This is a genomic window from Phyllobacterium sp. 22552, from assembly GCF_052044585.1.
Lineage (GTDB): Bacteria > Pseudomonadota > Alphaproteobacteria > Rhizobiales > Rhizobiaceae > Phyllobacterium > Phyllobacterium ifriqiyense.
The window spans coordinates 137,016-152,295 of the sequence record NZ_JBQENG010000001.1 but is presented as its reverse complement, the minus strand read 5'-3'; the positions used below and the strand labels follow the sequence as shown (position 1 = coordinate 152,295).

General features: G+C 50.2%; 17 protein-coding genes. 12 read left to right on the top strand and 5 right to left on the bottom strand.

The window, feature by feature from the left end; translation table 11 throughout:
- Positions 1-28 precede the first annotated feature (28 nt).
- Complete coding sequence (locus ACTJI9_RS00720) at positions 29-475, bottom strand: DUF4279 domain-containing protein (RefSeq protein WP_440805373.1); 447 nt, start codon at positions 473-475, stop codon at positions 29-31.
- A 169-nt stretch (positions 476-644) separates the two neighbouring features.
- Entirely contained in the window at positions 645-1,223 is a 579-nt protein-coding gene (locus ACTJI9_RS00715; RefSeq protein ID WP_440805371.1) for an imm11 family protein, read from the bottom strand.
- A 385-nt stretch (positions 1,224-1,608) separates the two neighbouring features.
- Here ACTJI9_RS00715 and ACTJI9_RS00710 point away from each other — a divergent pair, with 385 nt between their 5' ends.
- The 9 genes from ACTJI9_RS00710 to ACTJI9_RS00670 all read left to right on the top strand — a co-directional run bounded on the left by ACTJI9_RS00710 (position 1,609) and on the right by ACTJI9_RS00670 (position 9,433).
- A complete protein-coding gene (locus ACTJI9_RS00710; protein ID WP_440805370.1) occupies positions 1,609-2,433 on the top strand; it encodes an alpha/beta fold hydrolase in 825 nt (274 codons plus the stop codon).
- 258 nt (positions 2,434-2,691) lie between these two features.
- Complete coding sequence (locus tag ACTJI9_RS00705) at positions 2,692-3,471, top strand: class I SAM-dependent methyltransferase (protein WP_336439672.1); 780 nt, start codon at positions 2,692-2,694, stop codon at positions 3,469-3,471.
- A 99-nt stretch (positions 3,472-3,570) separates the two neighbouring features.
- Positions 3,571-3,975, top strand: a complete 405-nt coding sequence (locus ACTJI9_RS00700; RefSeq protein ID WP_307279718.1) for a lysozyme inhibitor LprI family protein — start codon at positions 3,571-3,573, stop codon at positions 3,973-3,975.
- Positions 3,976-3,995: 20 nt separating this feature from the next.
- Complete coding sequence (locus ACTJI9_RS00695; protein WP_336439671.1) at positions 3,996-4,370, top strand: VOC family protein; 375 nt, start codon at positions 3,996-3,998, stop codon at positions 4,368-4,370.
- A 375-nt stretch (positions 4,371-4,745) separates the two neighbouring features.
- On the top strand, positions 4,746-5,603 hold the full coding sequence (locus ACTJI9_RS00690) for a WcbI family polysaccharide biosynthesis putative acetyltransferase (RefSeq protein WP_440805367.1): 858 nt from the start codon (positions 4,746-4,748) through the stop codon (positions 5,601-5,603).
- A complete protein-coding gene (locus ACTJI9_RS00685) occupies positions 5,600-6,652 on the top strand; it encodes a GSCFA domain-containing protein (protein ID WP_440805365.1) in 1,053 nt (350 codons plus the stop codon). The genes ACTJI9_RS00690 and ACTJI9_RS00685 overlap by 4 nt, the downstream gene beginning before the upstream one ends.
- Positions 6,653-6,673: 21 nt before the next feature.
- Complete coding sequence (locus ACTJI9_RS00680) at positions 6,674-7,531, top strand: WcbI family polysaccharide biosynthesis putative acetyltransferase (protein WP_307279727.1); 858 nt, start codon at positions 6,674-6,676, stop codon at positions 7,529-7,531.
- Between the two features lie 89 nt (positions 7,532-7,620).
- Positions 7,621-8,379, top strand: coding sequence for a class I SAM-dependent methyltransferase (locus ACTJI9_RS00675; protein ID WP_115052338.1), 759 nt, complete (start codon positions 7,621-7,623; stop codon positions 8,377-8,379).
- 46 nt (positions 8,380-8,425) lie between these two features.
- Complete coding sequence (locus tag ACTJI9_RS00670) at positions 8,426-9,433, top strand: FkbM family methyltransferase (protein WP_440805362.1); 1,008 nt, start codon at positions 8,426-8,428, stop codon at positions 9,431-9,433.
- Between the two features lie 3 nt (positions 9,434-9,436).
- Here the strand turns inward: ACTJI9_RS00670 and ACTJI9_RS00665 are convergent, their stop codons facing one another.
- Positions 9,437-10,924 (bottom strand): carboxypeptidase M32, encoded by a 1,488-nt coding sequence (locus ACTJI9_RS00665; RefSeq protein WP_307279731.1) that lies wholly within the window; start codon positions 10,922-10,924, stop codon positions 9,437-9,439.
- A 221-nt stretch (positions 10,925-11,145) separates the two neighbouring features.
- Here ACTJI9_RS00665 and ACTJI9_RS00660 point away from each other — a divergent pair, with 221 nt between their 5' ends.
- On the top strand, positions 11,146-12,072 hold the full coding sequence (locus tag ACTJI9_RS00660) for a Gfo/Idh/MocA family protein (protein ID WP_115052335.1): 927 nt from the start codon (positions 11,146-11,148) through the stop codon (positions 12,070-12,072).
- Between the two features lie 77 nt (positions 12,073-12,149).
- Positions 12,150-12,503, top strand: a complete 354-nt coding sequence (locus tag ACTJI9_RS00655) for a hypothetical protein (protein WP_115052334.1) — start codon at positions 12,150-12,152, stop codon at positions 12,501-12,503.
- An 18-nt stretch (positions 12,504-12,521) separates the two neighbouring features.
- Here the strand turns inward: ACTJI9_RS00655 and ACTJI9_RS00650 are convergent, their stop codons facing one another.
- A complete protein-coding gene (locus ACTJI9_RS00650; RefSeq protein ID WP_115052333.1) occupies positions 12,522-13,262 on the bottom strand; it encodes a putative nucleotide-diphospho-sugar transferase in 741 nt (246 codons plus the stop codon).
- A 169-nt stretch (positions 13,263-13,431) separates the two neighbouring features.
- Between ACTJI9_RS00650 and ACTJI9_RS00645 the strand changes: the two genes are divergently transcribed.
- Positions 13,432-14,064: a LysE family translocator gene (locus tag ACTJI9_RS00645; RefSeq protein ID WP_307279740.1), complete on the top strand. Its 633-nt coding sequence runs from the start codon at positions 13,432-13,434 to the stop codon at positions 14,062-14,064.
- A gap of 105 nt (positions 14,065-14,169) precedes the next feature.
- Here the strand turns inward: ACTJI9_RS00645 and ACTJI9_RS00640 are convergent, their stop codons facing one another.
- The gene (locus ACTJI9_RS00640) at positions 14,170-15,246 is read right to left on the bottom strand and encodes a Tim44 domain-containing protein (RefSeq protein WP_440805358.1); all 1,077 of its coding nucleotides are present in this window, start codon (positions 15,244-15,246) and stop codon (positions 14,170-14,172) included.
- Between the last annotated feature and the right edge of the window lie 34 nt (positions 15,247-15,280).

Sequence of the window (15,280 nt, the reverse complement as noted above, 5' to 3'; positions counted from 1 at the left end):
GCGCACCAATGTGCAGAGATGGTATTCATCAGTTAAATTCGTGTGGCAGAGGGGCAATGTAATCAGTACGCTCTGGGCCGTATATATCAAGCTCTATAGCTATGCCTCGCTCGCCCAACGCAAGAAGTGTTTTCGGTTTCAAACCTAGCCCCTCGTTCCCCTCCAGCATAAAAGCCCCACAAAAAACTTCCGTTCGGAAGCGCTTTGCCAATAATTGCCAGACAGATAAATTTTGAGTGAGAGGTTCGAGTAATTCGACAATCTGACCATCTAAATCGGCCGGTGACCGGCGATCAACTTTTCGGGTCCACATTCCGGTTCTTGAGACGATTTTCTGGCCGATGGGGCGCACTTCTACATCACCTTTGTTCGTAGCTCGATGCGGAGTTGCTCCCAATAATGAAGTCATTTCTTCTACGTTCAGTTCATCGCCCATTATTCGCAGCGAAGCGTCTGTAAATCTCACCTCAACCATTCAATTGCCCCCAATGACCTGACTGGCTTTCCGACCAACGGGAAAAAAGTCAAGGATTCAGTTTGTTGAATTTTGGTGAATAGCTTTCCATGGCGGGAAACCGTGAAGCTCTTCCCATGTGTTTGGCGGTCCAATCAATATCGTCATGACATGCTTGAATTGAATTCGGTTACATCTCAAGTTGCTCGGGTTTTATGAACCACAAACCAAAGTCGCCAGTGAGCAATAGAGCGTTTTTCAGCTCGTTAGAGACCACAATTCGATTTGTATAAGTATCTCTAGCAAAGTGGCGACCCTGCAGACAATCCGATTTGAAAACCAGTTTGGAAAACAGATGCACCGCCACATCTGGAATCAACCAGTGGTCAATGATTGATTTCTCCAAATCCAGCGCCCGAATATGAAACAATGGATGGGCATAGGAAAACTTTAAGGTGACCTCCCCCTTCTCTCGCAACCTCACGGTTACAGGCAAAAGCTCGACATCGTCTCCGGCATACTTCCGAACATATTCACCAATGACGTCATCAACCAGTGGACACCGAATACCATTTGGCAAACAGGCAAGATTCAATACTTTTTCTTTTGATCCCCAATCAATCTTCAGAACTATGTCTGACGGATCATTGGGAGCTAACGCTCTGTTTGAGACGGAGATATCTGCAGAGGAGATGACGGAGTTCGCGTCGTCGAAGTCCGCGTACGGATACTCATTTTCTGACACTGGGTTCAGCCATATCCAGACCATTGGTATCCCCCGTTTGAGTTTGAGCTTCAGCTTTACCAGCCTACAGAGAGGGAAGCTAGACTACTGTGCTCCATGCGAGCAACGCCGGGCGACATTTTGCCATCATAACATTTGACGAGCGTGTGCTTGGCTATATCCAGCTTTCGGTATCTGTGCCCGGACACTCGTTCACAATGAACTCCGCCGCCTGCATGACTGAGGTTATGACCTTCATCTTGCTGAGTTGACTTAGCAAATATGCTTATTTGAGCAATATTTTCTGACGGTATGTTTGATGTTACGCTCAATGAAAATGCTTTTTGGGAGTGCGGCCAAACACGTTGGCAAACGCCACTGAGACTGCGAAGTTCAGCAGGAGATCATTCAACATTGTTAAGGAGAGCATATGCCTGCGATCACCACAAATGACGGCGTTGAAATTTTCTACAAGGACTGGGGTTCTGGCCAGCCTATTGTCTTCAGTCACGGATGGCCGCTATCGGCGGATGACTGGGACGCACAGATGATATTCTTCTTGAATCACGGCTTTCGCGTCATTGCACATGATAGGCGCGGACACGGCCGCTCCGCTCAGGTCGGTGATGGTCACGACATGGATCACTACGCCGATGACCTTGCCGCACTGACGGAAAAACTTGACCTTAGAAACGCCATTCACGTCGGGCATTCGACTGGCGGCGGTGAGGTGGTACACTATATCGCGCGCCACGGCGAATCCCGGGTAGCAAAGGCAGCCATTCTAAGTGCCGTACCACCGCTCATGGTGAAAACCGATGCCAATCCGGATGGCTTGCCGAAAGATGTATTTGATGGCTTTCAGGCACAGCTCGCTGCAGGCCGTAGTGAATTCTATCATGCCGTGGCTGCGGGCCCCTTCTATGGCTACAATCGGCCAAACGCCAAACCTTCGGATGCAGTGATCAATAATTGGTGGCGTCAGGGAATGATGGGTGGTGCCAAGGCACATTACGATGGAATTGTTGCTTTCTCGCAAACCGATTTCACCGAAGACCTCAAGAAAATCACGGTTCCCGTGCTTGTGATGCACGGCGACGATGATCAGATTGTGCCCTATGCTGATTCAGCACCATTGTCGGCAAAGCTTTTGAAGAACGGGACGCTGAAGACCTACGAAGGCTTTCCGCACGGGATGCCGACGACACACGCCGAGATCATAAACTCGGATCTTCTGGCATTTTTTCGGTCATGATGCGCGATAGGGCCGACCAACTAATCGGCCCTGCCACCTCCAACCTTTTGCTCTGGGTAATGGGCCATCCCGCTTGGGAACGACGATTATCATGAACCATCGCCCTCGGATGCCGCAGGCACGATCGACATAGGCGAATTCCCGGAAAATTGTCCATGGCATCTTCGTGCTCCGCCGGAATCGTTGCATCCGGGCTTTTCTGGCGTGATTTGTATTGTTGCCCCCAATCATTGCTCCTAGGTTTCCAGGAGTTTCATATTGCAGGGGGATGAATTCATCGACACTCCGGTAGAAAATGACAGCGACCCAATTGGAACCGCGTTAAAAGATGTTTGGATAAACATCCAAGGTTGGGTAGGCAGCCGGGTACCCCATGTTCTGAAGCTCATCAGGGAGATTCAGCTGGAAGATAATGTCGTTGGCGATATCGTGGAAATCGGTGTGCACCACGGCAAACTATTTTTCCTTATGGCTTCCACGGCAAGACCGAATGAGAAATGCATTGCCATCGACCTTTTTGACGACCAGGAGAAAAATCTTGATCATAGCGGGAAAGGGTCATTGTCGATGTTTAACCAGCATCTCGACAGTTATTTTTCCCACCTGAAGCGGCAGGTCACAGCAATTTCGGCTGACAGCATGTCATTTACACCGGCAACCATCCGACAACGGCTAAAAAGCTCTGGTGTGCGACTTTTTTCGGTCGATGGCGGTCATACGGTCAAGCATGTAATCAATGATATGACGCTCGCTCAGGAAATGATCGTACCCGGCGGCGTCATCCTGCTTGATGATTTCCTCGGTCCACATTGGCCTAGTGTTTCGGAAGGCTTCTTTGAATATATGCGCGTTGCAAACCGCCGCCTTGCACCATTTCTGATTTTTCAGAACAAGCTCTTTCTAACTACCTATTCTGAGCACCCTCAACTATTGGCCAAGTTCCGTAAGCTAATTGATCGCGATCTGATGCATGAGGTTCATACGAACAAATGGCGATATGCACAAATTGGCGAGCATACGGTGCTTTGTTTCGCCTAGAGCAAATTTTGCGCTGGCCGATTGGCTCAACAATCCTGTTTCAGTTTGATATGACTGCCGAGTCGGCGTTGGTCCGTTGTTCAGAGGGAGAGAGAAGCAATGAAGGTTCTGTTTATGGCGTCAGCCATATTTCTCGGAGGAATTTCACTCGCACATTCTCAGCAAAACTGTGGCGATAAGACCAATCAGACCGACATGAATATTTGTGCCGGGCAAGCTTATTCCAAAGCTGACGGAGAACTCAATTCGGTCTACAAGCAGATTGCAGGACGATTAAAGGGTGATCCGGACACCGCAAAACTCTTGGTGGCTGCACAAAAAGCCTGGATTGGATTTCGAGACGCGGAATGCAACTTCTCAAGTTCGACTGTTCAAGGTGGAACAGCATACCCTTTTATCTCGAATTCTTGCCTCTATAATAAAACTCGATCCCGTATTCAGGAATTGAAACTATACCTCAAATGCACGGATGGAGACATGGACTGTCCTGTTCCAGCAAAATAGCGAGGCAACAAGGAGGTCCAATGTTTGATCATGTCAAATTCGGCGTTAGCGATTATGCTGCGAGCAGGGCATTTTTTGTCGAGGCATTAAAACCGCTGGGAGTAACTATCGTCGCCGAGGGCGAGCCTTCATACGGTATTGAGCTTAGCGCTGGGAGCGAGGCTTCATTGTGTCTGTTCGAAACCCAGGAAAAGCCAGCGCATATTCATTTGGCTTTCGCGGCAAAAACCCGCCAGGAAGTCGACGCGTTTTATCATGCAGCTTTGGAAGCTGGAGGCAAAGATAATGGTGCGCCTGGTCTTCGCCCCCATTATCACGTCAATTATTATGCTGCCTTTGTCATCGACCCTGACGGACATAATATCGAGGCCGTTTGCCACGCGCCGGAGGCATAACGCACATAACCCCGGTATCACCGGATACCGGGGTCGCTTAAACTTCACGCTTTAAACGTCATCTGATAGTTCGCTGTTGCGAAACGATGCGACGAAAACTTCTGCGTCAGCCGTAGGTTGGGCACTGCCGCGCTTATGCCAGCGGCCATTTACCAAGTCTTCAAAGGATAATGTACGACGGTCGTATTATGACGCGTCAAGACGCAATCTGTATAGATTTATAAGTCTCCAAAAGGCTTATCTCGGATCAACGTCGTAATTTGACAATGATTTACAGCCGTTCATGAGAATTCCGACGAGTTTTGTAAGCAATGGAACCATTCCGCAGCTATCGAATATAGCGTTGTGTAACAGTCACTTTGAAGAGAGCGTCCCTTGGAAAAATGGTTGCTGATTTCGAACTGCAATACATATGGATTGGCAAACTCCTTAAAGCTTCTCAGTAACAGTTTCACCTTGGACTGTTTCGATGTCTTCGAACTGATGAAAAATCTCGAAAAGTACAAGGAAACCATGCCGGGATATGATAGGGTTATTATAAATCCTGCCATTCAATTCGTAGAATATGATTTTTCTCTTCTGAAAAACGTCAGTCGAATTCCCGGTATCGACTTTGATGCCTATCATCCGGATCTTTGTTATCTTTTTGCGGACGGACAGCGCATTTATGGCCCGACGGCCGGCTATCATTCCATGCTGGTTTTTGCCGCTTTTGAAGCGGGCTATAGTGTCGAGAAAACCGAGCGACTATTTCGGCGGGAAATATTCGAGCAGTGCGGATTTCTTTCACGATGGGAGCCGGAACGGGACCGGCTTATGAACGTTTTTTCATTCTTCAATCTCGATATAGCAGCGCCGTTCAGATCATGGTCTCGCGGCCAGTCCTTCATGTATGGCCTCGGTCACCCAAAGGCTGGGCCAATTCACGATGTTGCGAGAGTATTTCTTGAATCGATCGGCATTGAGACAAACAAATCTGACCTTGTACCCCACGACACCTTGGTCGACGGCATATGCCTTCCAGTCTACCCGGAAATTGCGGAAACATTCGGCTTTCGCGGATCGCGCATGTTCAAGGTTCTGGGCGAATACCGGTTGATGTCACTGGAAGAGTTCATTCAAAAAAGTTTTGAGGTCTATTCCAAATGGGCACCGGGCGAAGTTGCAGCCGAATATTTCTTTGCTGACCGATACAACCACGTCAAAAATATCATAGCGGAGGCGGACAAATGACCAACCCCTACGTCGGAATCAAGGATTATCAGTTGTGGCGGCGTTCGGTTGCGCGAGTGGAAACCCATCTTTTTGATCCGGTTGAAAATCCCCGGTACAAAATCGACAGTGCAATGAAAATTGCCACGGCCGGAAGCTGTTTCGCCCAACATATCTCTCGTCAGATGCAGCGGATAGGTTTCCATTATCTGATTGCAGAATCCGGTGAAGACCTGACCCCTCAGGAGCGTATTTCCCGCAATTTCGGGGTGTTTTCTGCGCGTTACGGAAATCTCTATACTGCCCGCCAGCTCTTGCAACTTTTTGAGGTAGTTTTTGAGGGAAGAACACCACTGGAAACCGCCTGGCGGCGTAAAGACGGCAAATTTGTCGATCCGTTTCGTCCGCTCATTGAGCCGGACGGCTATGAGACGGAAGAAGCCGTCAGGGAAGCACGCCGCGCCCATCTTAAAGCGGTTAAATCCGTATTTCTCGATTCAGATGTTTTCGTTTTCACGCTCGGTCTGACCGAAGCATGGCGATCGAGATCCGATGGCTCTGTTTTTCCGCTGGCACCTGGCGTCAGCGCTGGTGCTTACGATGCTGAAAAATACGAGTTCATCAATTTCAACGTTGCTGACGTTGATATGGATATGACTCTTTTTCTGGAAAAGCTGAAAGCGGTCAATCCTCGCGTTAAGGTGCTGCTCACTGTCTCTCCAGTACCGCTAGTCGCTACCTATGAAGACCGAAGTGTCCTTGTTTCCACCACCTATAGTAAATCCGTTTTGCGGGTAGTTGCCGAACAGATGTTGGCGCGTTTTGATTGGGTGGACTATTTTCCCTCCTACGAGATCATAACCGGCAGCTATGCGGGTGGCTTGTATTATGAGGACGATTATCGAGAGGTAAACTCAATCGGTGTGGCGCATGCCATGCGCTGCTTCGTCAAAAATTATGTGTGTCAACCGGAAGATGAAAAGACGGCGGCGACAATGTTGCCCCTTCCGGAAGCACCGCAACGCAATGTCATTTGCGATGAACGCGAAATCGAGATGATGCGCCCGTAACCCCGAACTCGAGAACCTGTCATGGATAATTGGCTACTCGTTTCCAACTGCAATACATTCGGACTCGCGAACTCATTGCGATTGCTCACCAATGGCATCAAGATCGATCACGCCGACTATTGGTCGTTCCGCAACAAGCTTGATGACTATAAACAAACGCTGTCCCAATATGCGAAAGTAATCATTCACCCCGACATTAACGGCCTCGCCTATGATTTTTCAGCATTGGACAATCTCAGCAAGATACCGTCCATAAAGTTTGATGCTTATCACCCGGACCTTTGCACGGTGGTAGCGCGGGGAGCAATGTTGGATAGCCCCTTGGGGCCATTCCATTCAATGATTGTACTTGCCGCCTATCAAGCCGGATATGATGTTCAAACAACAACGGCTCTCTTTCGTCGCGACGTATTTGAACGATGCGGTTATTTCACACGATGGGAAATCGAGCGAGATCAGCTTCTGAAAACCTTCATGAATCACGGGCTCGATATTTCGGGCAAATTCAGGGTTTGGACACGCGGCGATTGCTTCATGTACGGAATCAATCACTCCAAGGCGCGGCCGATACACGATATCGCGCAATTATTTCTTGAAAAATGCGGCATCGAACCCAATTGCACAGATCTTGTGCCAGCAGACGTGATGACTTCAGGAGCATGCTATCCGGTCTACCCGGAAATAGGAGAAGTTTTCGGCGTGAGAGGCTCTTACATGTTCAAGGTACCCCAGGAATATAAGCAAATTTCCCTGGAACAATTCATCGAACAGAGCTTCGGAATATACTCCAGATTGGCGCCGGACCCATTTCTTCCGGAAGTTCAGTACACCAACCGCCACAACTTGGTAAAATCAGTTCTTATGGAGGCGCTGCATTGATGCTATTTAATACTGAAAATACTTTGCTGAGATATATGTAAAATACTTTTAATTGCCTGAAATGAGTTGACTGGATCGAGGGGAACTCCATGCGCAATACAAATGAAGACTGGGAGAAACTGGCTCAAGACAATGCCTATTGGGCCGTATTGACAGAAGACCAGTTCAAATCGAAAAAATTGACAAAAAAAGATGCAACTGAATTCTTCGCCACAGGTCAGACTGATATCGCCAATTTGTCCAAGCTCATTAAAAGTCTGGTTCCGGAATTTGAGGTTCCCACTGAATCGATCATTGATTTTGGCTGTGGGGTAGGAAGACTGCTGATTCCCCTCGCCGAGCAGTCAAAAAATGCCATTGGCATCGATATTTCTGAAACGATGCGGAATATTGCTCTGAAAAATTGCGCCAATCGCGGGTTGAAAAACGTGCGCTGCGTCGAGTCACCCGAGGTCCTTGTCAAGGAAGGTGTCAAAGTCGATTGGCTCAATAGCTATATTGTTTTGCAACACATTGAACCGCGCCGTGGCTATTTTATCATCAATGATCTTTTGCAATGTGTGAAGAGCGGCGGCGTTGCTTCGCTGCACGTTCCGCTGTTCAAAACCGCAAACCGCGCCGAGTATTATAACGACCGGATGATGTATTTCCGCAATGATTACTACAAAAATGAAACCGTTTTCATCGACAGGGATAATTATGATCACCCTGATATTCAAATGTATGATTACGACGCGAACACGGTGATGGCGCTGTTTCACAAGAACCAGATGACCGATGTACATCTGATCCATGACCGTTCAACGACGGGAATTCACGCTTATTATTTCATAGCCCGGCGAGCCTGATCCTGTGAGCCTTGGTCACTGATTTCTGAAGTAACGTGATGGCAACATGACTGATCTTGGCGATATTCTGAACTGTTATAAATTCATCCTCGGACGTGATGCCAACGCCGAGGAGAAATTGAAAATATCGGATAATCTGTCCTCACTTTGCACGATTTCCCTTGAGCAGCACCGCAGAAACTTCTTCGCCTCATCCGAATTTCATCAGCGCCATGCCGAGATCATATTTAACAATTTTGTGCCCAAAAGCGTCGAGTTGCTGTTCGAGACGACCAACAGTTTCAAGATATATCTCGATCTGCGTCAGTATCACATGACGTTTGGTATTTTCAGCGGCGGATATGAGAAGTTTGACATCGACATCATGAAAGCTGTCACGCCGGACAATGGTACATTTTTCGATGTAGGCGGCAATGTCGGCTATTACTCGCTTTCGATTGCCACAAAGCCGGGATTCAACGGGAAAGTGGTCTCGTTTGAACCGCTACCTCATCTATGGAATCTTTTCAGCAAGTCGATCATTGCAAACAAGCTTTCGAAAACGGTCAAAGTACATCAATTGGCTCTCGCAGATCAGCCTGGCGAGATGGAACTCAACACAGCGGAATATTCGGTCAATGCCGGAGCGACAAGTCTGGTAGCGGGGTCAGGCAATACAAAATCCGAGCGGAGCACAAAGGTTGAGACACTGGACGTGATGGCAAAAGGGCTAAAGCCGGATTCCATCAAGGTCGATATTGAAGGCGCAGAGGGCCTGTTTTTGGATGGCGCAACAAACACGATCCCGGCATACCGTCCCACAATGCTCATCGAGATAAACCGCGACGTTCTTGCCAATTTGTCAAAGACGACGCCCGGCGGAATTTACGACAGGCTGATAGGTTGGGATTATCAGATATGGGAAGTTCTGAATGGGAGGATCAATCGATTGCCCGACGTTCAGGCAATCGATACCGCCTTTCCATCCGGACGGGTTGCCAATATTCTGGCCATTCATCCAAGCCGCAAGAAAGAAGTAGCCAGGCAGTTGGCCAAACTATCGCTGAAGCTATAATATTCAGGCAGCCCCATATCTGCTGCGCAGATGCCCTATGAAGTGGCTGGCATCCAACTTTTCACCAGTAGCCCGCTCAAGCAGCTCCGGCGTGGACCAGCGTGAGCCTTGCGACCAGATTTTCTCACGTCGCCAATCATTGATCTTCGTGAAGTTGCCTTCCGCAAGATCGTTGTTCGCTGTCGGGTAGTCGCGTATCAACGCGGCCCATTGCTGTGCTGCCATCATTGCGCCGAGCGTGTATGAGGGGAAATAACCAAAAGCACCCGCGGGCCAATGCACATCCTGCATCGGTCCATCCCCCGGTGTATCAATCGTGGACAGACCCAGATATTCACGCATTTTCGCGTCCCACGCTTCCGGAAGATCGATGGTTTGCAGTTTGCCCGCAATAATCTCTTCTTCCAGCTCATATCGCAGGATAACGTGAAGCGGATAAGTCACTTCGTCCGCATCGACGCGGATCAACCCGCGCCCTACATGATGCACGTGCGGAAGGATGTCTTCCAAAGACCATGTCTCATTCAGATGTTGGGCAATAACCGGGAGCGCCCAGCGCCAAAATGCCGGATTACGGCCTATCTGTTTCTCCACGAAAAGGCTTTGACTCTCATGCATTGCCATTCCCCGTGCTCTGCCGAGCGGCCAATGCGACCATTCTTTCGGTAGATTCTGCTCGTAAAGCGCATGACCTGTCTCGTGCAGGACGCCCATGAGCGCCGAAAGGAATTCGCTTGTCTTGTAACGCGTGGTGATACGCACATCGCTTGGCACGCCGCCACAAAACGGATGATGTGAAACTGAAAGACTTCCGTGCGCCAAATCAAAGCCGGTTGCCGCCATGATTGCCAGTCCGAGCTCTCGCTGTTTTTCGACGGGATAAACTCCGGACAAAGCTTTTACGGGGCGTTTGGCCGCCCTCTCCTCCTGAACAGCCAATGCCTCGGAAACAAAATCTTTCAGGAAATTTTTCAACTCCGAGAAAACCGGGCCAATCGTGGCGGTACGGGCACCCGGATCATGTTGCTCGATCATTGCATCATAAGGCGTAAGTCCTAACGCCTGTGCACGCAGAGCCGCCTCCTCACGGGCCAGTGCAATAACGCCGTCGAGCGCGGGCACAAAACCAGCCCAATCGTTTTTTGCCCGCAGGTCCCGCCATAATTGTTCACAGCGCATCCGCGCATTTGTCTGACGCTCGACAAACTCAACAGGCAGGCAAGTCAGATTTGTGTAATGGCGCCGGAACTCACGCACGGCGGCAAGCTGTTCATCACCAAGCGTTTGCGCTTCAGCATCAGCAATCCAATCGGCGATTTCTGGAGCAGTTGCTTGTCTGTGATACATTCCCGCAAGCGCTGCCATTGCTTCGGCACGTTTTTCACCACCTCCGACGGCCATGTGCGTGGCCTCATCGGCCCCCAGAATTGCCAGCGCATGCTCAAGCGCTTCGAGCTTGCGGCCATGATCGTCGATTTTCTGGAAGGACATTCTGTTTCTCGCATAACTGATTCAACTCAATATCGGACAGGACTCCAATTTTCTTCCAAGTGCAAGATTGAACTCACCCATGTGGGTGTTGAGCACCATGCCGTTGATACACAGTTTATCGCGTGCCCCACTTGCCGCTGCGCGATTTCCGCATTACCTCTGCTGAAAAATCAGTGCACTTCAATCGCTTGATGCGATGACGGAAAAAGAGGAACGTCGCTATGCCCCCAATCAATCTGGCAATCGTCGGCGTTGGCAAAATTGCCCGGGATCAACACCTGCCTTCCATAGAGAGAAATGCTGACTTCACGCTGGTGGCCGCAGCAAGCCGCAACGGCACTGTAGACGGCATCCCCAATTTTACCACCATGAAGGCCATGTTCGAGGCCGTCCCGACTATCGACGCTGTGTCCTTATGCATGCCGCCGCAGTTTCGTTACGACGCCGCTTACGAAGCCATTCTAGCGGGCAAGCACGTCTTTCTTGAGAAGCCGCCGGGGGCGACGTTGAGCGAAGTTGAGAGCCTGGCATCTTTGGCAAATGAAAAAGGCGTTTCGCTCTTTGCCAGTTGGCACTCCCGCTATGCTCCCGGTGTCGAAGCAGCGAAATCCTTCCTTGGCTCCAATACGCTCCAAAGTGTTCACATCGTCTGGAAGGAGGATGTCCGGCATTGGCACCCCAACCAGGACTGGATCTGGCAGGCTGGCGGTCTTGGCGTTTTTGATCCGGGCATTAATGCCCTGTCGATCCTTACCCATATCATGCCAAACCCGGTATTCATCAGAAGCGCGACACTGGAATTTCCAGAGAACCGGCAAGCGCCGATTGCTGCCGATCTGAAAATGACCAGTGCTATTGGGACACCTGTTCACGCAGAATTCGACTGGCGCCAAACTGGCAAGCAGACATGGGATATCATAGCCGAAACATCTGCTGGCCAGATGATCCTGATTGATGGAGGGTCGAAGCTTACCATCGGCGGCAAGGCTGTTTCCTTGCCGGAAGAAGCCGAATATCCTGAGCTTTACCGGCGCTTTGCCGATCTGGTAAAGAATGGCAAATCCGATGTCGACATCGCCCCGTTACGTCATGTGGCAGACGCATTCATGATGGGTGAGCGCGCCTTTGTAGAGCCCTTTCACGATTGAAAATTCAAGCATCGCGCCACAACCGCGATTTGATGTATAAATAACTGACGACATGCTGAAAGCAATGAAAGCTCCCGATGGAACCGACCGAACCGGAACAGATTGACGAAGATGCGAACTGGGAGGCATTGACCAATTTCATCGAGGAGTCGGGCATTAACATTGATCGCGGGCAACGTTGCCGTTTTGATGCATTGGTTTCATTTCGCAGCGACAGAAATGTCGATGAACAAACGCGGGTCCATATCAGCTTTCGCGATGATGATGTCTCGGCGATTCGCTTCAGTGAAGCCGGTCAACTCAATCCAGTCTTCGTTCATACGGAATTCCGCATGACTACATCCATTATCAAGTTTGAGAATAGCGAATTGAAGATAATGGGAACATCGCCAAAAGTTGGCCGCTACAAAGTGCGCATTTTGCCGAATTAGAGCCTTAGGGTCCGGACCCTATGACTTGGTTCGATCCGAGTCTTTTTCTTGCATCAAAATACGGTCAATCATCTCTACGCGATCTCTGCGACGTTGGAGGCGTTTGCCGACAAAGCCAAACCATCTGGGCTTGTTGCGCGCCTCACGACTTGCCTGAAGCTGCTCTATGTAAACTGCGTCTACCGGAACATTCGACAAACGATCAAATATCCAACAAAAAGCCACTGGAATATGCCGGACGTCGAATTGCGGAGCATCTGCAGCGGCATCTTCTGCTATGATTTGCTCCAATACTACCTGATCCCAGATATCTGGATTGGCATTGCAACGATCCTTCCACATCTCCATCAGAATCAAAGCTGCCGGCGTATCATTGATCAGAATGGTTGCTGCAATCAGCTTTTTGACACGCGGATCATAATGTACTGCAACATCTCCCATATATTCTTCCAGGGCTGGCCATGGATCGCGGTGAAATACAGCATCGACGTCGACATAAAGCAAAGGACCTCGTCTTGCGCGACGTTCGTTGAACAAAAACTCCGCTTTCATGGAAGCGTTCCGCACCCAGCTCCCGGCACTGTCCACCGCCGTCATAGCCACGGATAACCCCAGCCGGATTGCCGAGGCCGACATGCGTTGAGCTTCCCGCTCGTAAAATGAATCCCGCGTGTAAAAGGCCACAACCAAATTATTGCTTTGCTTGGTGCTTGCGGCACGAATTGCCGCTTCCTTGCTGTCAGGAAAATGAACGAGCATTGCCCGATGGGCTGATGACGAAGCTCGAAATCTATTTATCAATCTGGTGATCACAAATTTTTCTTTCCTGGGGTTCTCGTCAGCTTTAGAGATCAGAAACAAGACATTTGTCTGACTATCATTGCAAGCCGATTCGATTCCATAAATATTCCTCCTAAAGGACTTGGTCATGCCTCCTCTGGATACTTTAATTGCTTTTCTGGTAACCACTGCGGTCTTTGCTTTTATCCCCGGCCCGGCAATGCTTTACGCGGCTGCGCAAACAATAGCCCGTGGCCGCTGGTCAGGGCTTATGGCATCGCTCGGGATTCATCTTGGCGGATATATTCATGTCATCGCGGCAGCAGCGGGCCTTTCCGTGCTTTTTCACGCCGTTCCCCTGATCTACATGGTGGTTAAATTTGCTGGCGCAATTTATTTGATCTGGCTGGGAATTTCACTTTTCCGCACCAAAACACACAGTGAAATCGCGTCGGCTCCCATTGAACAAAAGTCTGGCAAGCGCGCCTTTCTCGAAAGCATAACCGTTGAGGTCCTCAATCCAAAAACGGCAATTTTCTTTCTTGCGTTCCTGCCTCAATTTATCGATCCCTCTGCTGCATTTCCTGTCTGGGTACAGTTCGTTCTCCTTGGAACAATCGTCAACATAGTGTTTTCGTCCGCAGATCTTTTGTGCGTGTTTCTTGCGGGTGCAATGCTCAGCCGATTGCAACGCTCCAGCCGGGCTCAAAAGCTCATGCAACGTGCTGGTGGCGCCATTCTTGTGGGCCTTGGCGCACATCTCGCTTTGCAAAAAAGCTAGAAGCAAGGCTTATCGAGATGATCTTGCTTGGGACGTGTCGGGCTGGGCAAAAAAAAGGCCCGGTCCACGTAGAGTGGAACCGGGCCGCATTTCGTTCAGATTTGATCAGGCCGCGTCCTGAATGGCGGCAAGCTTCCATTCTTGGCCGCTCTCGCGCACAAATGTCCAAATTTCCGTTGTCTGGCTTGGTACGCCTTCATCGCCATTGACCACGCGCCCTGTATTGCGGTCGAGCATGGCATCAATGCTGGAATAGCGCAGCGCGGCTGTCGCATAGTCCCTGTCACCCTCGGCCCATGCTTCAGCAATGTCGCTCTGGACGAGCTTGACATCGGTCACGCTGTTACGCAGTCCATCGGTGGCATTTTGACCAAGTTCTTCGGCAAGATAAGACATGGCTTCCGGCGTCGTGATCTTGCGCAAGGTTGCATAGTCTTCTTTGCCATACGCAGTTTGCACTTCAGTCAGCAGGGCTTCAAAACGATCAAGATCATTTTGGGTCAGACCAATTTCATCTTCTGGGACCAGCTTTCCTGGCTGCTGTTTAGCATTGCCTGCAGCACTACTGGCAGCACTGCCCGAGCCAAAACCGCTGCTCGCCGTATCGTTTTGTCTTGATCCCGAACCGATTGTTGGAACGCGCATTGACGAAGACGAGGCTGGCTGGTCGTTAAATGCATTTCGACCGAACGCCTGACCAGCAGCGCCAGCGGGAGCCATTGAAGATGTCTGGCGAGAGCGGAAAAAGCGTAGAGCCAGCATCACGACGCCGACGACCAGGGCAATCTGGATCAGCATGCCGAATAGCCCGGCCATTCCGCCAAACCCGTTCCCGAGAAATGCTCCGATAAGGCCGCCAACCAAGAGGCCTCCGATCAACGAGCGGCCCATTCCGCCGAACAAACCGCCGGGGCGCTGCTGCGTAGCTTGCGTCTGAGCTGCACCGGGCTGAGTCTGCTGCCGCGGTGTCATTGTACGTTCAATAGGCGCTGCGTTGGTCGGCGCGGTGCGTGTCGGTGCCGGCGCATCGAATGTTCGCGAGCCACGGCTACCAAATCCGCCGCCGCCACGACGTGCATCAGCCTCATAGACTGCGCTAAAGCTTACAGCCAGTCCAATAACGAGTATCGCGGCAATCCTGCTAACGGTGGCCCAACTCAGCTTGAATAGTACGAGCGGCATGCAAATCTCCTCAATATGCGTCACGTGACGTTCG